This window comes from Streptomyces sp. SID13726 (assembly GCF_010548375.1).
In the GTDB taxonomy this organism is placed as follows: Bacteria; Actinomycetota; Actinomycetes; order Streptomycetales; family Streptomycetaceae; genus Streptomyces.
The window spans coordinates 199542-220298 of record NZ_JAAGLY010000010.1; the positions used below are offsets into that span (position 1 = coordinate 199542).

19 protein-coding genes are annotated in these 20757 nt (G+C 70.8%); 10 read left to right on the plus strand and 9 right to left on the minus strand.

Translation table 11 applies throughout. The annotated features are described in order from the left end of the window. Positions 1-150 precede the first annotated feature (150 nt). Entirely contained in the window at positions 151-720 is a 570-nt protein-coding gene (locus G3I78_RS26350; protein WP_203615565.1) for a VTT domain-containing protein, read from the minus strand. Between the two features lie 258 nt (positions 721-978). On the opposite strand from G3I78_RS26350, the gene G3I78_RS26355 reads away from it, so the two are divergent. Next, positions 979-1518 (plus strand): superoxide dismutase family protein, encoded by a 540-nt coding sequence (locus G3I78_RS26355; RefSeq protein WP_164428811.1) that lies wholly within the window; start codon positions 979-981, stop codon positions 1516-1518. A 79-nt stretch (positions 1519-1597) separates the two neighbouring features. On the opposite strand, the gene G3I78_RS26360 is transcribed toward G3I78_RS26355, so the two are convergent. After that, positions 1598-2047: a DoxX family protein gene (locus tag G3I78_RS26360; RefSeq protein WP_164428813.1), complete on the minus strand. Its 450-nt coding sequence runs from the start codon at positions 2045-2047 to the stop codon at positions 1598-1600. An 81-nt stretch (positions 2048-2128) separates the two neighbouring features. Between G3I78_RS26360 and G3I78_RS26365 the strand changes: the two genes are divergently transcribed. After that, positions 2129-2988 (plus strand): IS5 family transposase gene (locus tag G3I78_RS26365; protein ID WP_164428814.1). Its coding sequence is split into 2 segments (ribosomal slippage): positions 2129-2477 and positions 2477-2988, totalling 861 coding nucleotides; the frame shifts between segments, so codons are not numbered across the junction. Between the two features lie 59 nt (positions 2989-3047). Further along, a complete protein-coding gene (locus tag G3I78_RS26370) occupies positions 3048-3305 on the plus strand; it encodes a hypothetical protein (RefSeq protein WP_164428519.1) in 258 nt (85 codons plus the stop codon). A gap of 63 nt (positions 3306-3368) precedes the next feature. Here the strand turns inward: G3I78_RS26370 and G3I78_RS26375 are convergent, their stop codons facing one another. The 3 genes from G3I78_RS26375 to G3I78_RS26385 form a co-directional block, all read right to left on the minus strand. Further along, positions 3369-5291, minus strand: a complete 1923-nt coding sequence (locus tag G3I78_RS26375) for an FAD/NAD(P)-binding protein (RefSeq protein WP_239158048.1) — start codon at positions 5289-5291, stop codon at positions 3369-3371. Between the two features lie 177 nt (positions 5292-5468). Further along, positions 5469-7136 carry an alkaline phosphatase D family protein gene (locus G3I78_RS26380; protein ID WP_164428818.1) on the minus strand — a complete coding sequence of 556 codons (1668 nt, stop codon included), beginning with the start codon at positions 7134-7136 and terminating at the stop codon, positions 5469-5471. 71 nt (positions 7137-7207) lie between these two features. Then, a complete protein-coding gene (locus tag G3I78_RS26385; protein ID WP_164428819.1) occupies positions 7208-7852 on the minus strand; it encodes an HNH endonuclease family protein in 645 nt (214 codons plus the stop codon). A 377-nt stretch (positions 7853-8229) separates the two neighbouring features. On the opposite strand from G3I78_RS26385, the gene G3I78_RS26390 reads away from it, so the two are divergent. Both G3I78_RS26390 and G3I78_RS26395 read left to right on the plus strand, forming a co-directional pair. Continuing rightward, positions 8230-8811: a TMEM165/GDT1 family protein gene (locus G3I78_RS26390; RefSeq protein ID WP_164428821.1), complete on the plus strand. Its 582-nt coding sequence runs from the start codon at positions 8230-8232 to the stop codon at positions 8809-8811. A gap of 158 nt (positions 8812-8969) precedes the next feature. After that, positions 8970-9629, plus strand: a complete 660-nt coding sequence (locus G3I78_RS26395) for an HAD-IA family hydrolase (RefSeq protein WP_164428824.1) — start codon at positions 8970-8972, stop codon at positions 9627-9629. Positions 9630-9682: 53 nt separating this feature from the next. On the opposite strand, the gene G3I78_RS26400 is transcribed toward G3I78_RS26395, so the two are convergent. Next, positions 9683-10633: a peptidoglycan-binding domain-containing protein gene (locus G3I78_RS26400; RefSeq protein ID WP_164428826.1), complete on the minus strand. Its 951-nt coding sequence runs from the start codon at positions 10631-10633 to the stop codon at positions 9683-9685. A gap of 160 nt (positions 10634-10793) precedes the next feature. On the opposite strand from G3I78_RS26400, the gene G3I78_RS26405 reads away from it, so the two are divergent. The 4 genes from G3I78_RS26405 (at position 10794) to G3I78_RS26420 (ending at position 15026) form a co-directional block, all read left to right on the plus strand. Further along, the gene (locus G3I78_RS26405; RefSeq protein WP_164428828.1) at positions 10794-12836 is read left to right on the plus strand and encodes an MDR family MFS transporter; all 2043 of its coding nucleotides are present in this window, start codon (positions 10794-10796) and stop codon (positions 12834-12836) included. 478 nt (positions 12837-13314) lie between these two features. Continuing rightward, positions 13315-13977, plus strand: coding sequence for a hypothetical protein (locus G3I78_RS26410; protein WP_164428830.1), 663 nt, complete (start codon positions 13315-13317; stop codon positions 13975-13977). A 5-nt stretch (positions 13978-13982) separates the two neighbouring features. Beyond that, positions 13983-14465: a hypothetical protein gene (locus G3I78_RS26415; RefSeq protein ID WP_203615539.1), complete on the plus strand. Its 483-nt coding sequence runs from the start codon at positions 13983-13985 to the stop codon at positions 14463-14465. Between the two features lie 168 nt (positions 14466-14633). Beyond that, positions 14634-15026: a hypothetical protein gene (locus G3I78_RS26420; protein ID WP_164428833.1), complete on the plus strand. Its 393-nt coding sequence runs from the start codon at positions 14634-14636 to the stop codon at positions 15024-15026. A gap of 22 nt (positions 15027-15048) precedes the next feature. On the opposite strand, the gene G3I78_RS26425 is transcribed toward G3I78_RS26420, so the two are convergent. Then, complete coding sequence (locus G3I78_RS26425; RefSeq protein WP_164428835.1) at positions 15049-15720, minus strand: O-methyltransferase; 672 nt, start codon at positions 15718-15720, stop codon at positions 15049-15051. Between the two features lie 80 nt (positions 15721-15800). After that, complete coding sequence (proP, locus tag G3I78_RS26430) at positions 15801-17147, minus strand: glycine betaine/L-proline transporter ProP (protein WP_164428837.1); 1347 nt, start codon at positions 17145-17147, stop codon at positions 15801-15803. 245 nt (positions 17148-17392) lie between these two features. Here proP and G3I78_RS26435 point away from each other — a divergent pair, with 245 nt between their 5' ends. Beyond that, entirely contained in the window at positions 17393-19444 is a 2052-nt protein-coding gene (locus G3I78_RS26435) for a bifunctional glycosyltransferase 87/phosphatase PAP2 family protein (protein ID WP_164428839.1), read from the plus strand. On the opposite strand, the gene G3I78_RS26440 is transcribed toward G3I78_RS26435, so the two are convergent. Beyond that, positions 19424-20662 (minus strand): cytochrome P450, encoded by a 1239-nt coding sequence (locus G3I78_RS26440; protein ID WP_164428841.1) that lies wholly within the window; start codon positions 20660-20662, stop codon positions 19424-19426. The genes G3I78_RS26435 and G3I78_RS26440 overlap by 21 nt on opposite strands. Between the last annotated feature and the right edge of the window lie 95 nt (positions 20663-20757).

Below are 20757 nucleotides of genomic sequence, written 5' to 3' on the forward strand. Positions count from 1 at the left end.
CGCGGCTACGGCGGCATGTCGACAACCGGCGACCTCAACCCACCCAGGGGCGCGGGGAACGGCGCGACCAGCCACGACGTACCCGCAGAGGCGCGAGAACCGGACCCGGCACTACCACCCTGCCGCCGCCGACACCCGCACCCGCACTACCTACCCCGCCACCGGCCGCCGCCGCATCACGAACGCCGCCCCCGCCACCGCCCCGAACAACGCCGCCACGGACACCCCCGTGGCCAGCCACGTCGCTCCCAGCCAGTGCGCGCCGAAGTAGCCGAGGGCGACGCTGTACGCCGCCCAGGAGAGGCCCGCGAGGGCGGACCAGGGGAGGAAGTCACGGGCCCGGCGGTGGGCGGTGCCGGCCAGGAGGGAGACCACGGAACGGCCCGCGGGGGCGAAGCGGGCGAGGACGACCAGCGCCCCACCACCCGCGGAGAGCGCCTCGCCGAGACGTTCCTGCGCGGTGGTGAGCCGACGGGAGCGCGCGATGGCCCGGTCGAGCCGTTCACCCCCGCGCCAGGCGAGCCGGTACGCGGCCAGGTCACCGAGCACGGACGCCGTCGTCGCGCACAGGATCAGCGCCATCACGTCCGGCACCCGCCCCGTCGCCGCACCTCCGGCCGCCGCACTGCCCGCCGCGGCGGCCGTCGCGGCCGTGATGACCAGCACCCCGCTCGGCAGCAGTGGCACGAACACGTCGAGGAGCACCGACAGCGCGACCATGGCGTAGATCCATGGACTGCCGGTCAGCGACCCCAGATTCTCCAACACCGCGACTCCCCGTGCATTCCCCCGTAGACAGCCATACAGCGTACGCCTGGGGTGGGACAGGAGATTCACGGGGGGCTCATGGGATGGGCGCGACATGTTCACCCGGCTGGCGCGTCCCGGGGGCGGCCAGGGGGCTCGTCCCGTAGCACGGAGAACGGGCGATCACCCGACCGTCCCACCCGCACGCGAACGCAAGGGACGGTACAGATCATGGTGGCAGGCATATGCGCGAGCGCCCTCGCCGCGGCCGTACTCGCAACAGGCCCCTCCGGACCGGACGGCTACTGGATGAGGACCGACGCCCGCTTCGCACCCCCCACCGCCCTCCTCCCGTCCGCCGCCGTCACGTACGACATGGACCTGGTCCCGGCCGCCGCCTGGATCGAGGTGAGCCAGCGCACCGAGGAACAGGGCGCGACCACCGTGCGGCTGAGGGTGGCGGGACTGCGGCCCGGTCACGCGTACGGCGTCCACGTGCACCAGAAGCCCTGCGCCGCCGACCCCGCCGCGGCGGGCGGCCACTACCAGCACCGCCCCTCCACGGACCCCGCCGACGTCAACGCCGACAACGAGGTCTGGCTCGACTTCACGGCCGACGACGACGGTGCGGGCGAGGCGAGCGCCCGGCACGGCTGGGGTTTCCGCCGGGGCGAGGCGTCCTCGGTCGTCGTCCACGACATGCCCGGCACCCACGGCACCCGCGTGGCCTGCTTCACGGTCCCCTTCGGCTGGACCGCCGGCACCTCCTGAACGGGACCGGACACACCGGTGCCCTCCCCACGAACGCGGAGGAGGGCACCGTACGCGATGGACTCGGACGGCCACCGTCTCAGACAGCCACCGGCTCCGCCGCCGGCCTCCGCTCCCGCACCGCCCGCTTCACGAACAGCCGGTCCAGGCCGAACGCGCCGGAGCCGGTGAAGACCAGCAGCAGGAAGGCCCAGCAGAACATCGCGGAGGCCTCGCCGCCGTTCTCCATGGGCCACAGGCCCATCGGCTGGTGGACCTTGAAGTACGCGTACGCCATGGAACCCGAGGCGACGAACGCGGCGGCGCGGGTGCCCAGGCCGAGCAGGACGAGGCCGCCGCCGACGAGCTGGATCACGGCGGCGTACCAGCCGGGCCAGGTGCCGGCTTCGACGGTGCCGCCGTCGGTGCCCGCGGCGCGGCCGAGGACGCCGAAGAGCGAGGCGGCGCCGTGACAGAGGAAGAGCAGGCCGACGACGATGCGGTAGAGGCCGAGGGCGAATGGCTGGGCGCTGTTGAGGCGTCCGGTCATGTGGGGGACTCCTTCGGTCGGCCGGTCCCATAGGGGTCACCTAGAGCGTGTCTCTTTGATGGGTTGGTCGGTTGATCGGATATGCCTGTCCGGTTAGTGATCACTGATGCGATGTGGGACCGGATCGAGCCGCTCATGCCGGCCGATCCGGCCCGGGGTCGAAGGTGGGCCGACCACCGTCGAACCCTTGAGGCCATCGCATGGAAGTACCGCACCTGCTCCCCATGGCGGGATCTTCCCTGTGAGCTGGGCTCGTTCCAGACCGCGCATAAACGCCTGCTCAGATGGGCCGTTGACGGAACCTGGGAACGGATTCTCTCGGCAATTCTCGCCGCAGCGGACGCCGGTGACGACGTGGGCTGGACGGTGTCGGTGGACTCAACTATCTGCCGGGCCCACCAGCACGCAGTCGGTGCCAGGAAAAGGGGGCAGCCGAACGATCAGAACCTCACGATCATGCGCTCGGACGCTCCCGCGGTGGCCTGAGCACGAAAGTCCACCTAGCCAGTGACAGCCGGGCGCGGCCGTTAGCCCTGCACGTCACCGCTGGACAGGCCGGTGACGCCCCGGCCTTCGAGGCAGTCATGGCCAGAATCCGGGTTCCAAGAACGGGACTTGGCAGACCGAGGACTCGACCGGCACTCGTCCTCGCCGACCGGGCCTACTCCTCCCGCGCAATCCGCACGCATCTCCGCCGCCGCGGCATCCGAGCCGTCATCCCGCAGCCTGCCGACCAGATCGGTCACCGCCTCAGGCGAGGCCGCGCTGGAGGCCGTCCACCAGGCTTCGACGGCGAGGCATACAAAGAACGCAACAGCGTCGAACGCTGCATCGCGCGCCTCAAACAGTGGCGGGGCCTGGCCATGCGGACCGACAAACTCGCCCTTGCCTATCAGGCCGCACTTCACCTTGCCGCCATCCTCATCTGGACCAGCAGCTGACCTCCGACGATTACGGGAACGCCTCACAGAGGCGGACAACGGCGCGCGAAGATGAGCGCATGGACGACCTCCTGAAGTTCCTCCGTGCTCGCATCGAGGAGGACAACCACGCCTACGCCTACGTCGCCCAGACGTTCGGCGGCGAAGCACTGCTCGACAGTCACCTGCCCATGCTCGACCTAATCGACATGCTGGTACGGGACTACACGGCCATGGATCCTGAAGACCCGCGTCACGAGGGCCTCACCTATGCGATTCGTCTCCTTGCCCAGTCGTATGCCGAGCACCCCGCCTACCAGCCGGAGCGGCACTCTTAGAAATCTTCGAGGAGACAGGCCCTAGGGGGGTGGGACCGGATGAGCCATCCACGTTAGGCAGGCCTAATCAACGCTTGCAAGTTCAACATTCGGCCATGAGTTCGCCTCAGGTTTCCCCTCCGTCCCGGCGGTGGCCGCACGTAGAACCGCTCTCGCCACCGCGTCCGCGTCCGAAAGTGTGACCGAATCCACGCCCGGACGGGCGCCCGCCGCGGTCACCCAGTGCACGCCCTCCGTGGGCACCCCGAACGCGAACCGCCTTGTGTGGGAACGTCCTTGACGGTCTATCAGGTGATACGGGCGCCGGCTGACGTCCAGTCCGCCGGTCTCGTGGCCGTCCACGGTGTGCGGTCGGCACTGGCCCGTCTTCAGCAGCCGGGCGAGCAGGTCGTCGGCAGTGCGGCGCAGGTCGGGCTCCGGGAGCCGGGCCTCGACGAGGGTGGTCACGCGTACGGCGGACCCCGGCACCTCGGGCGACCGCGCGAGCCAGCCCCCGTGCTCCTCGCGCACCTCCAGGCGGGGGCCCAGCACCTCGACCACGCCCGCCTCGACCAGCGCGGCCAGCTCCTCGATCCGGCGGCGGGGCGGGCCGATGGAGAGGAAGGCGTTGAGCGGGGTGTACCAGCGGTCCAGGTGGTCCCGGCGGGAGGGGCCCGCGAGGCCGCCGTGGTCGACGATCCGCCGCAGTTCGTTGCGCAGGTCGCGCAGCACGTCGAGGGCGGCCTTCAGCGGGCCGTCGACATTGCCGCGGGCGGCCTCGGCGGCGTCCTGCCGGAGATGGCCGAGCAGCCAGGTCCGCCAGCCGTCCGGGTCCGTGAAGACCTGTCCGGCGTACGGCCGTGAAATCCGGTCCCAGGACCAGCGGTCGGCGTGCGGGACGCCGAACTCGTCCAGTACGGCGGCCTCTTCGGGACCGCGGTGGTCCGCGGCGAGGAAGCGGTCCCGGAACTCCCCTTTCCTCACCAGGGCTTGGTAGTAGACCGTCTCCACCTCCTTCGCCACCAGCGGCCATATCTCCGTCAGGAAGTCGGGGGCCTCGCCGGAGTCGGCGCGTTTGCGGAAGCGGGCGATGGTCTCCTCGGTGAGGACGAGGGGGAGGTGGCGGCCGTAGGGCCCCTTGGTGTTGTCGCCGCGCGCCTGGTACGGCACGCCACGGCGTGAACCGGCGTACAGGCGCGGCTCGTTGCCCGAGGGGAGGTAGCGCGGGGCGCCGGTGGACGAGCGGACGAAACGGCCGCCGCGGCCGGTCGTGAGCAGGGCCATGTGGTCGAAGAAGTTCAGGCCGAGGCCGCGCAGGAGCACCGGCTCGGCAGGGCGGACGCGGGACAGGTCCACGTCGGCGGGGTTGGCGGGCGGGACGTGCAGCAGGCCGTGCCGCTCGGCGTGGGCGCCGTGCCGCCGCTGCGCCGCGTCGGCGACGACCGGCAGATGCCCCTGGGCGAGCACCACGGCGGACAGGCCGCCCAGCACGCTCCCGTCGTCCAGCGTCAACTCCTGCCGTCCGTCGGGCCGTTCGTCGAGCCGTACGGCCCGCGCGGGGTGCGTCCGAACCGCCACCGTCCCGGGCGCCTCCGACACGACCCGAGCGAACACCCACTCCAGGTAGCGCCCGTACCGGGCCCGCGTCGGATAGTCGTCAGGCCCCAGCCGCCCCTCGCACCCCAGCCGCCCCTCCGGCTCCCCGCGCGCCCACTCCCACAGGCTCGGCCCCGGCCGTACCGGTCCCGAGCAGTCCACGCTGTCGTCCGTGAACAGGGTCACCTGGGAGGCCACCGTGTTCATCAGCAGGTCGGGGGACTGGGCGGGGCGCCACACGCGGCCGGGGCCCGGTGGGGACGGATCGACGACATGGACCGTCAAGTGGGTGCCGGGCGGGAGGAGTTCGGGGGCGGAGGCGCAGAGGCGTTCCAGGACGCTGGTGCCGCGGGGACCGGCGCCGACCAGGGCGACGGAGACGGGCACGGGGTCCGGAGTCGGTGCGGGCAAGGGGAGGACTCCCGGGCGTGTGGGGCGCGTGGCGGAGCCGTGGAGCTTCGCCGGAAGCGGACGGTCCGCCTCATCATGCCGTCGGGAGCAGGGGGTGCCGGGGCCGGGGCGCGGGGCTGTGGGATGCGTCACGAGCATCCCGTGCCACGGGCACAGCAAAGGGCCGGAACAGGTCGATCAGCGGGTGATTCGGGACTTCTTGTGCCCGCTCTCACCGGTGAGTTCGGACTCGGAGACGGTCCGCAGCCGTACCCGCCCGTCCGTCTCACGGGCCTGTTCGAGCCGCAGCCGGGCCGAACGCCCGCTCAGCGTCAGGGTCATGAGCTGGTTGCCGAACCAGGGGCCGCCCGTGTGCCGCCAGGACACCGGCGGTCGCTCGCAGCGGCCGTGCCGGGCGAGCCGCCGCCCGAGCGCCCGGGCCGTCGCGCTCCAGCCGAAGCGGAAGCCGAACCGTATCCAGCGCGGCACGGAGTTGTGGACGGGGGAGCAGGTGAGCTGGAGGACCCGGGCGTCGGGCCCGCCGGTGTACCACTTCGGCTCGGCCACGTACGCGTGGTGCACGTCCCCCGACAGCACCAGGACCGTCGCGGGCGCCTCGGGCCCGGACCCGGCCTCGGCGATCAGATCCGCCAGTGCCGTGAAGGACTTGGGGAACGCCGCCCAGTGCTCCAGGTCCGCCTTGCGCCGCAGGTCCTCCCCGAACCGGGCCCAGCGCGCCCCGCGTTCACCCCGGCACAGCGCCGCGTCCCACGCCTCGGCGTCGTGCACCAGGTGCGGCAGCAGCCAGGGCAGGGAGGTGCCGATCAGGAGGTGGTCGTAGGAGACGCGGTCCGCCAGCACCTGTTCGCGCAGCCACTCGGCCTCGCCGGGGTCCAGCATCGCGCGGTTCGCCTCGTCGAGGACACGGGCCGCGCGGGAGTCCACCATGAGCAGCCGCACCCGCCCGAAGTCGCGCCGGTAACTCCAGCGCACGGCGGCCGGGTCGGCGTCGGCCTTGCAGGCGAAGGCGCGCAACTCGTCGGTGCCGTCGGGGGATTGGCGTACGGCGGCGTAGAGCGGGTCGGTGGCCAGCTCGGCCGGGGCGAGGTTGCCCAGGTGCTGGTAGACCCAGTACGACATCAGGCCGCTCAGCAACCGCTCCCGCCACCAGGAGACGGCGCGCATGTCCTCGACCCAGGACGCGGAGGTGTTCCAGTCGTCGATGATGTCGTGATCGTCGAAGATCGCGCAGCTCGGCACGGTGGACAGCAGCCAGCGCACCTCGGGATCGAGCCAGGACTCGTAGTAGAGGTGGGTGTACTCCTCGTAGTCCGCCACCTGGTCGCCCGGCGGCTCGCGCAGATCGCGACGGGCGGCCAGCCATGCGCGGGTGGCCGGGGAGGTCTCGTCGGCGTAGACCTGGTCGCCCAACAGCAGGAGCACGTCCGGGCGTTCGCCGTCCGGGTCGGCGGCGATCCGGGCCGCGAGGGTGTCCAGGGCGTCGGGTCCGACGGGGTCCTTCTCGCCCTCGGGCGGCGCGGCCCAGCGGCAGGAGCCGAAGGCGACACGGACGGTGGCGTCCGCGGCGGGGGTGTGGATGACGGACGGCGGGAAGGGCGCGTCGGGCAGCGGCCACACGCGGGTGCCGTCCAGGAAGACCTCGTACGACCGCTCGGTGCCCGGGGTGAGGCCGTCGACCGGGACGAGGGCGTAGTAGTGGCCGGCGACCTGGAAGGTCCGGGCCTCCCCGCGCACGCCGTCCGAGCAGCGCACCTCGGCGGCGCACGGACGGCTCGTCTCGACCCACACGGTCGCGGACGAGCCGTCGACGTACCTCAGCAGTGGGCCCAGTCGCAGATCCGCCACGTGATCCTCCTCCGTCGCCCCGTACGGTACGGAACGACGGAGGTCCGCGGGGAGGTTCCGTTACTGAATCGTCAGCAGTTGGCGAGGTAGCCGGTGAGGGCGCTCTTCTCCGCCGAGTCGACCGAGAGGTCGTAGTAGTACTTCACCTGGACCCAGGCGCGCACGTAGGTGCAGCGGTACGAGGTGAGGGACGGCATCCAGGTCGCCGGGTCCTGATCGCCCTTGGACTGGTTCACGTTGTCCGTGACGGCGAGGAGCTGCGGGCGGGTGACGTCGTTGGCGAAGGCCTGGCGCTGGGCGGTGGTCCAGGCGCTGGCGCCGGAGTCCCAGGCCTCGGCGAGCGGGACCAGGTGGTCGATGTCCACGTCGGAGGCGGCGGTCCAGGTGGCGCCGTCGTACGGGGAGTACCAGCTGCCGCTGGTCGCGGTGCAGGCGGAGTTGGTGACGACGTTCGAGCCGTCGCGCTTGAGGATGTACTCACGGGTGTTGCAGGTGCCGCTGATCGTGATCCACGTCGGGAACAGGTCGCGGTCGTAGCCGGTGCGGCTCTCCGTCGCCACGGTGAGCTGCGAGAGGTAGCTGCGGGCGGTGGCCGCGCTGACCGGGGTGGGGAGGGCGGCGGAGGCGGACGGGCCGTTGAGGACGGCGACGGAGGCTATGAGGGCGGTCAGTGCACCGAGTATGCTGAGCCGTCGACGCGCGTAGAACTTCGACATGCGAACTCCCTTGCGGGGTGGGGGTGTTGGAGCGCGGGCGAAGGAATGCTCGCCGCGCCGTGTTGCCGGGAGGTGTGCGCCCGGTAAGAAGTTAGTGACGCGTACATGACACGACAAGGTTTATCGCGAAACGATCACGTAGACTGGTCGGAGTTGAAGGGGAGTAGCTCTTCGCCGGACCGTCGACATACTGCTCAGCTCGTCTGAGCCGGCGCCCGGAGGCGGACCCGCGTGACGGGGGTCGGCCAGCGAGACCTTCGGCAAGCAGTGCACGCCCGTGCCACCCCTAGCTCGGGTGCCGTGTGTGCTGCCGTGCCGAGGTGTCTTCGTGTGAGGTGCAGCACTCTCGGTGGGGCAGCCCGACCGATTGAGGACCCTTGATCAGCTTCACCGTGACGGCCGTCGTGTTCGGCGTCGTCTTCCTCGCCGAACTGCCCGACAAGACCGCGCTCGCCGGCCTCGTCCTCGGCACCCGCTACCGCGCGTCCTACGTCTTCGCGGGCGTCGCCGCCGCCTTCGCCCTCCATGTGGCGCTCGCCGTCGCGGCCGGCAGCGTGCTGACCCTGCTGCCCCAGCAGATCGTCCAGGCGCTCACCGGTGTGCTCTTCCTCGGCGGCGCGGCCGTCCTGCTCCTGAAGAAGGACGACGGCGACGAGGAGATCCGCAAGCCCGAGGACCAGTCCTTCTGGAAGGTCGCCGGGGCCGGGTTCATGCTCATCCTGGTCGCCGAGTTCGGGGACCTCACCCAGATCATGACGGCCAACCTCGCGGCCCGTTACGACGATCCGCTCTCCGTCGGCCTCGGCGCGGTGCTCGCGCTGTGGGCGGTCGCCGGACTCGGCATCGTCGGCGGAAAGGCCCTGATGAAGCGGGTCCCGCTCAATCTCATCACCAAGGTCGCCGCCCTGCTGATGCTCGCCCTCGGACTGTGGAGCCTCTGGGAGGCCGTGGCCGGCTGAGCTGAACGGTGAGTGAACTGTTCCGGGCGGATCCCGGGGGCGGTGGCGGAAACCCGTCCCGGTTTTGTACCGTAGAGAAACAAAGTGGCTCCCGCCCGTTCTCCCTGACCGGCGGGCGGGGCCGCCTTGTCTCTTCCGTCCCGCCCTTGGAGTTGCCGATGCCGGCCCCCACCGTGCTCACCGCCCGCGCCCTCCTGCTCGACATGGACGGCACCCTCGTCAACTCCGACGCCGTCGTGGAGCGCATCTGGCGCGGCTGGGCCGAGCGGCACGGCCTCGACCCCGACGAGGTCATGAAGGTCGCCCACGGCCGCCAGGGGCACGCCACGATGGCCGCCCTGCTCCCCGACCGCCCCGTGGAGCAGAACCTCGCCGACAACACCCGCATGCTCGCCGAGGAGACCGCCGACACGGACGGCGTCGTCGAGATCCCCGGCGCCGCGGCCTTCCTCGCCTCCCTGCACGGACTGCCCCACGCCCTGGTGACCTCCGCCGACGTCCCGCTCGCCACGGCCCGCATGGCGGCCGCCGGCCTCTCGCTCCCCGAGATCCGCATCACGGCGGAGTCGGTGGGCGCGAGCAAGCCGGACCCGGAAGGCTTCCTTAAGGGCGCGGCGGAACTGGGCGTGGCACCGGCCGACTGCGTGGTCTTCGAGGACTCGGGCGCGGGGATCGCGGCCGGAAAGGCGGCGGGGATGCGCGTGGTCGGCATCGGCCCGCGGGCGGGCTTCCACGGCCCGGACGTGACCGTGCGCGACCTGACCCAGGTGAAGGTGGAAGCCGGAGCGGACGGCACGATCCGGCTCCACGTGGGGTAAGTGCCTTCAGCGCCGCGGGGAGCGGTGCGACAACCCTTTACGGGTCCCGCACCCTACGGCTCCGTCGTCTCGGACTCCAGCCGCTCCCGGGTCACCAGGTCGTACACCCCGTACTCCGCCGGCTGAATCCCCCGAGCCCACTGGTACCGGCTCACCGCGTCCTCGACACCCTCGTTGTAGTGCCCGCTCGCCTTGCGCGTGTACAGCTGCGGCTGAGTGACCTGGGCGAGCCGCAGCTCCAGCTCCACGACCTCGGGCCCCTCCGACCCCCGCCGAAGAGCCGGCGGTACGGCCTCCCGCTCCGCGTCGGACTGGCTGGCCGGACCCTCCGTCGCGCTGGACGCCGTAGGAGTCACGGAGGGCTCGGCCGACAGGGACGGCGTGGGCGAGGCGCCGGACGGGGATGGGGACGGCGAGCCCGACGGACCGGCGCTCCCGGCCGCCGACGGCGACGCGGAGGACGGTGACACGGGCGCCGACGGCACCACGGCCGTGGACGGGGAAGCCGAGGCAGCGGTCGTGGTCATGTCCGGCACCGCGGGCCGCAGATCCCCCGGCCCGGCGGAGTCCCGGGACGGCGGCTCGTAGGCGAACAGCCCACTGGCGAACCCGGCCGCCGCGACCACGGCGACGACGGCTCCGGCGGTGGCGGCGAGGAGCAGCCCGCGCCGCCGAGGACGCTTCTCGCCGGAGAGGGGTGCTGCTTCCGTGTCGAACGGGCTCGGATCGACGGAAGCGGGCGGAGCGGGGACGGCACGCAAAGGCATGGTGGCGTCGGAGACGACGGGCACCACGTCCGTGGCCGCGGGCGCGGAGTTCTCGCCCTCCAGCTCCACATAGGGCCGTATACGCAGCGGATCGAAGTCCTCCGCCGCGGCCGCCTCCGCCGTACGCGCTTCCCGCAGCGCGTCCGACGCGCGCTGTGTGCACCCGCAGGACGGGGTGTTGTCGGCGCCTCTGGGTGCCCCGCACTCCGGGCACTGATGGCCGTTCGTATCCGCCATGTGTTCGTCCCTCCCCTCGCAAACCCCAGAGATTATGCAGAACCCCTTCACAGGCATGGTGAGGAAGCCCCCGGAATACCGGCTTCCAATGGGACTCGACAGGCCATAAACGGTCACACCGACCACGATGGAAAGGTAACGAGAGCCCCGGGAGGTCTTCATGACCGCGGATGCGCACGGTATGACGGGGAATGTGCGAGACACGCGAGATCCACAGGTGTCCGGCAACGTCCTCGTCTCGATCGGGGCCCTGCTGCTCGGGATGCTGCTGGCCGCGCTCGACCAGACGATCGTGTCCACCGCGCTGCCCACCATCGTGAGCGACCTCGGCGGCATGGAGCACCTGTCCTGGGTGGTCACCGCGTACCTCCTGGCCTCCACAGCGGCCACACCGCTGTGGGGCAAGCTCGGCGACCAGTACGGACGGAAGCGGCTGTTCCAGACCGCGATCGTCATCTTCCTGATCGGGTCGGCGTTGTGCGGAATGGCCCAGGACATGACCCAGTTGATCGCCTTCCGGGCTCTCCAGGGCCTGGGCGGCGGCGGGTTGATGGTGCTGTCGATGGCGATCGTCGGCGACCTCGTGCCACCCCGTGAACGCGGGCGCTACCAGGGCCTGTTCGGCGCGGTCTTCGGCGCGACGAGCGTGCTCGGTCCTTTGCTGGGCGGGCTGTTCACCGAGCATCTGAGCTGGCGGTGGGTGTTCTACGTCAACCTGCCGGTGGGCGCGGTCGCGTTGGCCGTGATCGCCGTGGTGCTGCGGATTCCGCGCAAGTCGAAGAAGCATGTCATCGACTACCTGGGAACGTTCCTCATCGCCGCGGTGGCCACCTGCCTGGTCCTCGTGGCATCACTGGGCGGCACGACATGGGGATGGGATTCGCCCCAGATCATCGGACTGTCTCTGCTGGGAGTATTGCTGGCGGTCGGGTTCGTGTGGGCCGAACGCCGGGCCGCCGAACCGGTGTTGCCCTTGAAACTGTTCCGGGTGCGGACCTTCGCGCTGTCCGCCGTGATCAGTTTCATCGTCGGTTTCGCGATGTTCGGCGCGATGACCTACCTCCCGACCTTCCTCCAGGTGGTGCAGGGCGTCTCACCGACGATGTCCGGCGTCCACATGCTGCCGATGGTGTTCGGACTGCTCCTCTCCTCGACGGTGTCCGGGCAGATCGTGAGCCGCACCGGGCGGTGGAAGGTCTTCCCGGTGGCGGGGACCGGGGTGACGACACTCGGCCTGCTGTTGCTGCACCGGCTCGACGAGAACAGTTCCACGTGGGTGATGAGCGCGTACTTCCTGGTCTTCGGGCTGGGACTCGGCCTGGTCATGCAGGTGCTGGTGCTGATCGTCCAGAACGCCGTGTCGTACGAGGACCTCGGCGTGGCCACGTCCGGCGCGACCTTCTTCCGTTCCATCGGGGCGTCGTTCGGAGTGGCCATCTTCGGAACGGTCTTCGCCAACCGGCTCGGGGACAAGCTCGCGGAGGCACTGCGCGGCACCCAACTCCCGCCCGGCGTCTCGGTGTCCGGCATCGAGTCGGACTCCCGGGCACTGACGGAACTCCCCGCCGCCCTGCGCCCCGCGGCGCTGCACGCCTACGCCTCCTCCATCACCGACGTCTTCCTCTACGCCGCTCCCGTCGCGTTCCTCGGCTTCGTGCTGGCGTGGTTCCTCAAGGAGGACCGTCTGCGGGGTTCCGTCATGGCCCCCGACGTCACCGAGACCCTCGCCTCCAACCCCGTCGAGCGGTCGTCCTACGACGAGGTGTGCCGGGCGCTGTCCCTGCTGGGCACCCGGGAAGGACGGCGGGAGGTCTACGAGAAGATCACCCTCCGCGCGGGGTACGACCTGCTGCCGGCGGCGAGCTGGCTCGTACTGCGCATGCGCAAGTTCGGCTGGGTGGAGCCCGCGCTGCTCGCCGAGCGCACGTCGGTCCCGGTCACCGTGATCATCGAAGGTGCCCGACAACTAGAGGAACGCGGCCTCGCCGAACGCACCGGCCTCGAACTCCTCCTCACCGCCCGCGGCCGAGAAGTCGCCACAGACCTCGCTTCGGCCCGGGAAGCGTCTCTGGCCGAGCTGTTGGGGGACTGGTGGGGTCCGGATCGACCTACCGATCTGACGGATCTGGTACGCGAGCTGAACGACGAGCTGTGCGGGTCTGATCGGGAGCGGCCGGGTGGGGGGAGTGTGGCGCGGTTGTAGGGTGCCGGGTTCGGTTGTTTGGCGTGTGCGGGTGCGTCGTGGCTTGTCGCGCAGTTCCCCGCGCCCCTGAGGAGTTGCAGCTGGCCTGCGCCGATACACGCTCCCCTCGACCGCGGCGCCCCACGCGCGCCACCACGGGCCGCTGGTCGCCGACGGCGCGCAGGGGACGGGGTGGGGGGTGTCCGCCCGCAGCGGCCGGCGTCCATAACCGAGCACCTCTTTGAGTGACCGAGCCGCCGGACCGAGGACGGATACCCCCCACCCCGGCCCCGACCCCACCACCGGACCGAACGCGCTACAGCAGGCCCCACCGGGGCCGAGCGGGCCGCCGCAGGCCCCAGGGGCGCGGGGAACTGCGCAAAACGCCCGCCCCCACCGAACCCGCAGACACAGACGCGTACTTGTCGGCATGGCCCGATTCTGGCGCACACACATGCGGAGGCGGTTTGAATAAATTGTTCAGGGCAACCCGGCAGACATGTCAACAGGCCTGATCATCGCTTTGATCGTGATCGTGGCGGCCGTCCTCGTCGTGGCGGCCGTAATCACCCTACGCACCCGCCACCCCCAGCACGGCCGCAGCCTGAAGCGCCGCTTCGGACCCGAGTACGACCGGACCGTGGCCCGGCACGACGGGGACGAGAAGGCCGCCGAGCGCGAGCTCACCGAGCGCGTGGAGCGGCACGGATCCCTGCGCGAGCAGCCGCTGGAGCCGGCGGAGCGCCAGCGGTACGAGGCCCGCTGGACCGCCGCCCAGGAGCGCTTCGTCGACTCCCCGAGGGAAGCCGTCGCCGAGGCCGACCGGCTGCTGGCCGAACTCGCCGAGGCCCGGGGTTTCCCAGGCGGCGGGAAGTACGACGAGCAGTTCGCTGCGCTGTCCGTCCACCACGCACACCATGTGCACGGGTACCGGAGGGTGCACACGGCTGACGGCGGGACGGAGACCGAGGACATGCGCGCCGCCATGGTCGAGGCACGGGCCCTGTTCGAGGACCTCGTCGGGGCGCCGGGCAAGCGCGAGGAGTCCCGTACGCCCACCGACGGGGCCCATCCGGACGCGGGCCAGCCGCGAGACGGTCGCAGCGACAGTCGGGGCCATCTGCCGTGGGCATTCAACAGGCGTCAGGCGAAGGGAAGTTGAACGGCATGGCCGACAAAGCCACGGAAGGACACAGCCCCCTGGTGACCCCCACCCAGTCGGAGGCCCCCACCACCGCCCGCGAGACCGAGACCGCACCCCCCGGCCGAACCCCCTTCGGCAAGGAGACCGACCGACACCACGACACCCCGACGGGCAAGGGCACCCGCACCAACACCAACACACCCACCGGAACCCCCGACCACACCTCCCCTCTCCTCCCTCACGACGAGTCCGACAAGCTCACCACCCGCCTCCACCAAGCCGTCGCCACCTTCGTCGACGAACCCCGAACCGCCGTGGAGGAGGCGGACCGCGTCCTGGAGGAAGCCGCCACCCGCTTCGCGGACGCGCTGAAGCAGCGCCGCGGCACCCTGCGCACCTCCTGGGAGACCGGCAACGACAAGGCCGCGACGGCCGCCGACACCGAGCAACTGCGGCTGGTCCTGCGGGACTACCGCGAGCTGGCGGAGCGGCTGCTGCGCGGCTGACGTACACCGCACGTGCGACCGGCTCGCCGCCCTTGGGGAGGCCGCGGGCCGGTCGTACACGTGCGTTGGCGCCGGACACCGCCGGACACCGCCGTGCCGGGCGATTTATCATGCGGCGGCGGTGGTCCAACGGGGGCGCCGCGCAAGGAACGTTCAGGAGGAGCGCACGTGCTCGAACTCACCATGGCCGTCGTCACCGCGGCGGAGGAGGGTGCCACGGCCGGGATGCAGATGGCCGAAGCGCCCAGTGACCCGGGCACCGTGCTGCGTGTGGGCCGGGACCAGTCCGTGTGCCGGCTCTCGACGCCGGACGACTGGCTGTTCGTCTCCAGAGTGCATCTGGAGTTCCTGTGCGGCCCTGAGGGTGTCTGGCAGGTGACCTGGCTCCAGGGCTCGCAGCCCGATCCCTCGTCCGAGGTACAGCTGGTGGCCGGCGCGTACGCGCAACCGCTCGTCTACGGCGGCAGCGTGACCCTGCCCCGGGGCGGCAACGGCGAGATCATCATCCGCGACCGCACCGCCCCGCGCAGCGTCAACGTCGGCTTCTATCACGAGACCTGACCGGGAACCCCGACCACGAGACCTAGGCCAGCACCCGCGCCAGCGCAAACCCGTCGTACCCCTTGCTGCCCACCGTCTGGATCGCCGTGGCGCTCAACTTCGGGTGGCGGCCGATCAGTTCGAGGGCGGTGCGGGTGCCCTGGACGTCGGTGGCCGGGTTGGCCGGGTCGGCGACCCGGCCGCCTCGTACGACGTTGTCCACGACGATCAGGCTGCCCGGAGCGGTCAGCTTGATCGCCCACTCCAGGTAGTGCGGGTTGTTGCCCTTGTCGGCGTCGATGAAGACGAGGTCGAAGGGCGGCGGGTGCTGCTCGGCCAGGCGGGGGAGGGACTCCAGGGCCGGGCCCACCCGTACCTCGACGACCTTGTCGAGGCCGGCGCGGGCGAGGTTGCGGGTGGCGACCTCGGCGTGGACCGGGCTGTACTCCAGGGAGACCAGGCGGCCGTCGGCGGGCAGGGCGCGGGCCAGCCAGATGGTGCTGTAGCCGCCGAGCGTGCCGAGTTCCAGGACCGTGCGGGCGCCCTGGATCTGGGCCAGGAGCTGGAGGAGCTTGCCCTGGGGCGCGGTCACGGCGACGGGCGGCAGCCCGGCGGCCTCGCTGTCGCGGACGGCCGCCCGCAGCGCCTCGTCCTCGGGTGCCAGGTGGGTGGTGAAGTAGTCGTCGACGTCGTCCCAGAGCTGCGACTCGCTCATGCGCCTGCGCCTTTCGTGTGGCCGGCCACACCGGTAGTTAGGTCAGCTAACTAGTGGCGCTGACGAATATAGCCCGGCGGTCACCGCTGCGGGGGCGAACCGGGCAGCGGCCGTCCCGCCGACTCCGTCATGAACCACACCGCCACACCGCCGATCACGGCCGCGGCCATCATGTAGTAGGCGGGCATCATCATGTTCCCGGTCGCGCCGATCAGGGCCGTCACCACCAGCGGGGTCGTCCCGCCGAAGAGGGACACCGAGATGTTGAAGCCGACCGACAGGGAGCCGTAGCGCACCCTGGTCGGGAACAGGGCGGGGAGCGCGGACGGCATCGCCGAGGTGAAGCAGACCAGGAGCAGGCCCAGCGCGCCCATGCCGAGCGCGATGGCGAACAGGCTGCCCTGGCGGATCAGCAGCAGCGCCGGGACGGAGAGGCACAGGAAGCCCGCGCAGCCCGCGGCGATCACGGGACGGCGGCCCACCCGGTCGGTCAGTGCGCCCGCGAACGGCTGGACGATCATCATCAGCGCCATCACGGCGAGGACGACCAGCAGGCCGTGCGTCTCGTCGTACTTGAGTTCGCTGGTCAGATAGCTCGGCATGTACGACAGCAGCATGTAGTCGGTGACGTTGAAGACCAGCACCAGACCGACGCAGAGCAGCAGCGCCCGCCACTGGCCGGTGATCATCTCGCGCAGCGGGACCTTCGGGCGGCTCGTCTCGGCCTTCTCGACCTCGGCCGCGAACGCCGGGGTCTCCTCCAGGCGCAGCCGCAGATAGAGGCCCACGACGCCCATCGGGCCCGCGATCAGGAACGGGATCCGCCAGCCCCAGGACACCAGGTCCTCGGTGGACAGCAGGGCCGTCATGAGGGTGACCAGGCCCGCGCCGCCGATGTAGCCGGCCAGCGTGCCGAACTCCAGCCAGCTGCCGAGGAAGCCGCGCCGCTTGTCGGGGGCGTACTCGGCGATGAAGGTCGACGCGCCCGCGTACTCGCCACCGGTCGAGAAACCCTGGACTAGACGGGCCAGGAGCAGCAGCAGGGGCGCTCCGACGCCGATCGTGGCGTACGACGGGATCAGGCCGATCGCGAAGGTGCCCGCCGCCATCATGATCATGGTCAGCGCGAGGACCTTCTGGCGGCCCACGCGGTCGCCCAGCGGGCCGAAGACCAGGCCGCCGAGCGGGCGGACCAGGAAGGCCGCGGCGAAGGCGCCGAACGTCGACAGCAACTGCGCCGTCGGGTTGCCGGACGGGAAGAAGACCTTGCCCAGCGTGACGGCGATGTAGCTGTAGACGCCGAAGTCGAACCACTCCATGGCGTTGCCCAGCGCCGCCGCCTTCACCGCGCGCTTGACGAGCGCGGGGTCGACGACGGTGGGTTCGGGGGTGCGGACGGGGGGCGCGAGGACCGGAGCTGCCGGCAAGGCTGCGCTCACCTGCCTTTCGACGGGGACACGGACGGTGGTGCCGTGTCCGCCTGCCCGGTGACCGGTCGGGAATGCGTCTTTCCTGGCCACATGTGATCCATCTCGCGCCCCGGGTGCGGGACGACTCTCCTGGGCGGACTATCGTCATTCGGACAAAAGGTAGGCGGCTGTCAGGTGAAGCGCGGGTTTCCCGCGTCTCACCCCGGGGACGCGTACCGAAGCGAGCGGGAGGCCGACGCGGCGTGGCTAATGCGGAGCACAGTGGGCGACCGGTGACGACTGTCCAGGCGCGGCTGCGCGCGGCCAGACTCGTCCTGTGGCTGGTGGCGGCCGTCCTCGCCGCGAGACAGCTGGCCGTCGTCCTCAGGACCCCCGAGGGCGACCGGCTGACGGACCTGGAGACCTGGGTCGGCCCGGACGGCGTCCTGCACGTGAAGGGGGCGCTGTACGACACGACGGAGTTCACCGGCACCCCTTTCGGGGGACTCGTCCTCAAGCCGCTCACCCGGGCCGCCGAGCAGGCCCTCGGCTGGGGCTGGACCTTCGGCACGCTCCTGCTGGTCGTCGCGCTCGGTCTCGTCGTCGCCCGCGCCCTGCCCCAGCCGGTCACCCGCCGGGCCTCGCTGCTCGCCGCGCCCGTCGCGCTCAGCCTCCTCATGCTGTCGCTGCCGGTGCGCAACACGCTCTACCTCGGGCAGACCAGCGTCATCCCGGTCCTGCTGGTCCTGGTCGCCTGCTTCACCGTCCGCGGGGAGCGGCTCAGCGGTGTGCTGATCGGCCTCGCCGCCGCCCTCCAGCCGACAGTCCTGCTCTTCGCGCCCCTGCTCTGGTTCACCGGCCGCCGCCAGGCCGCCCTCACCACGGGGGTGACCTTCGCCGCGAGCACCGCGCTGGCCTGGGCCGCGATGCCGCACGACTCGTACACCTACTGGGTGCACCACATCGCCGGGACCGGGCTCGGCGGCTCCGCCGACGACCTCGCGAACCAGTCGCTGCACGGCCTGCTGCTGCGCCTCGGCGTCTCCGGGCCGCTGGAGATCGGGCTCTTCCTGGCCCTCGGCGCGGGCGTCGCCGTGCTGGGCGTGCGCCGGGCCGTGCGCTACGCGCGCGACGGACAGCTGCTGCTCGCCGTCGCGATCACCGGGTGCGCGGCGATCGCCGTCTCGCCGACGACCTGGCAGCACCAGCTGCTGTGGGTGCTGCTCGCGGTCGTCGGGCGGGTCGGCAAGCGGGCCTCCGACCGGCTGGTGTGGCCGGTCGCGGTCGTCGTGGTGATGACCCTGCCGGCGAAGATGCTGCTGCCGCACATCTCGGCGCTCTACACCCTGCGGGACAACGTGGTGCTGCTGGCCGCGCTCGCCGCCGCCACGGTGATCCCGTTCCTGTCCCGGACCTCCCCGTACTACCGGACGCCGATCCCCACGGAGTACGCCGCCCCGGTCCCGGCGCGGCTGCGCTGGGTGCCGTTGCTGCCGTTCCTGCGGCGGGTGCTGACGCGTCCGAACCTCCTTCTCGAGTTGATGCTTATTCGTGTCACCTACGCCGCGTACCAGCAGGTGCGGCTCGCGGCGACCGGGGGCAGCAACTCCGCGGGGCGGCTGACCGCCGAGAAGCACGGCCACCAGATCCTGGACATCGAGCGGTGGCTGCACATCGACATCGAGCACTGGGTCAACCACGCGGTGGTCAAGGTCGACTGGCTGCGGAACTTCTTCGACTTCTACTACGAGTCGTTCCACTTCGTGGTGCCGCTGAGCGTGCTGGCCGTCCTGTACTGGCGGCGGCCGGTGGACTACCGGTGGGCCCGGGCGTCGCTGGGGTTCACGACGCTCCTGGCCCTGGTCGGGTTCTGGCTCTATCCGCTCGCCCCGCCGCGCCTGATGCCGGAACTCGGGATCATCGACACCGTGCACGGCGTGCAGGACTTCTCGAAGCCGGACTACGGGACTCTGACCGCGCTGACGAACCAGTACGCGGCGATGCCCTCGCTGCACTTCGGGTGGTCGCTGTGGTGCGGGGTCGTGATCGCGGTCATCGCGCCCAAGTGGTGGATGAAGGCGCTGGGGTTGCTGCATCCGTTGTTCACGGTGTCGGCGATCGTGGCCACCGGGAATCACTGGGTGCTGGATGCGGTGGGGGGTGCGGTGGTGGTTGCCGGGGGGTTCGGGTTGTCTTATGTGTTTCAGGGGCCTCGGGCTCGGTCGGAAGGTGCGGCGCCGTCGTGGCTTGTCGCGCAGTTCCCCGCGCCCCTAAAAGACAAAAGACAGAAGACCTCAACTGAGCGTGACCTGTAGCTCCTTGACCCCGTTGATCCACGCCGAGCGCAGGCGGCGGGGGTCGCCCGCCGGGCGTAGGTTCGGCATGGCGTCGGCTATGGCGTTGAAGATCAGGTCGATTTCCAGGACGGCCAGGGACTTGCCGAGGCAGTAGTGGGGGCCTCCGCCGCCGAAGCCGAGGTGGGGGTTGGGGTCCCGGGTGATGTCGAAGACGTCGGGGTCGGTGAAGACCTCGGGGTCGTGGTTGGCGGCGGCGTAGAAGATGCCCACCCGGTCGCCCTTCTTGATCTGCTTGCCGCCGAGCTCCGTGTCCTGGGTCGCCGTGCGCTGGAAGGCGTTGACCGGGGTGGCCCAGCGGACGATCTCCTCCGCCGCCGTCGAGGGGCGTTCGGACTTGTAGAGGTCCCACTGGTCGGGGTGGGTGAGGAAGGCGTGCATGCCGTGGGTGATGGCGTTGCGGGTGGTCTCGTTGCCCGCCACCGCCAGCATCAGCACGAAGAAGCCGAACTCGTCGGAGTTCAGGTTGCCTTCGTCCTCCGCCGCCACCAGCGTGGTGACGATGTCCTTCGCCGGGCACTGCTTGCGGTCGGCCGCCATGTTCATCGCGTAGGCGATGACCTCCATGGCCGACTCCTGCCCGACCTCCTCGCTGATCGCGTACTCCGGATCGTCGTACGAGATCATCTTGTTGGACCAGTCGAAGATCTTCGCCCGGTCGTCCTGCGGGATGCCGATGAGCTCGGCGATGGCCTGGAGGGGCAGTTCGCAGGCGACCTGGGTGACGAAGTCGAAGGAGTCGCCGGGGTGCGCACGGGCCGCCTCGACGATCGCGTGGGCGCGGTTGCGCAGGCGTTCCTCCAGGGCGCGGATGGCCCTCGGCGTGAAGACCCGCTGGACGATCCCGCGGACCCGGGTGTGCTCCGGCGGGTCCATGTTCAGCAGGATCAGGCGCTGCGCGTCGATCGCGTCCCGCTCGATACGGTCGTTGAAGCGGATGATCGCCGTGTTGAGGTACGACGAGAAGATCTCGGGGTGCGTCGAGACGAACTTGACGTCCGCGTGCCGCGTCACCGCCCAGTACCCCTCGTCCTGGAAGCCGGCGAGATTGCTCGACTGCGGGATCCAGCGCACCGGTTCGGCCCGGCGCAGTTCGGCGAACTCCGGCAGCGGCACTCGGCTCTGGAGCAGGTCGGGGTCGGTGAAGTCGAATCCGTCGGGGAGCGCTGGACAGGTCATCGGCAACTCACTCCAGCTGTCTGGAAGCTTTCTGACGATCCATCAGGAACAGAGCTGCCGTGAAGGTAGTAACGGGTTCTACAAGAGGCAAGGGG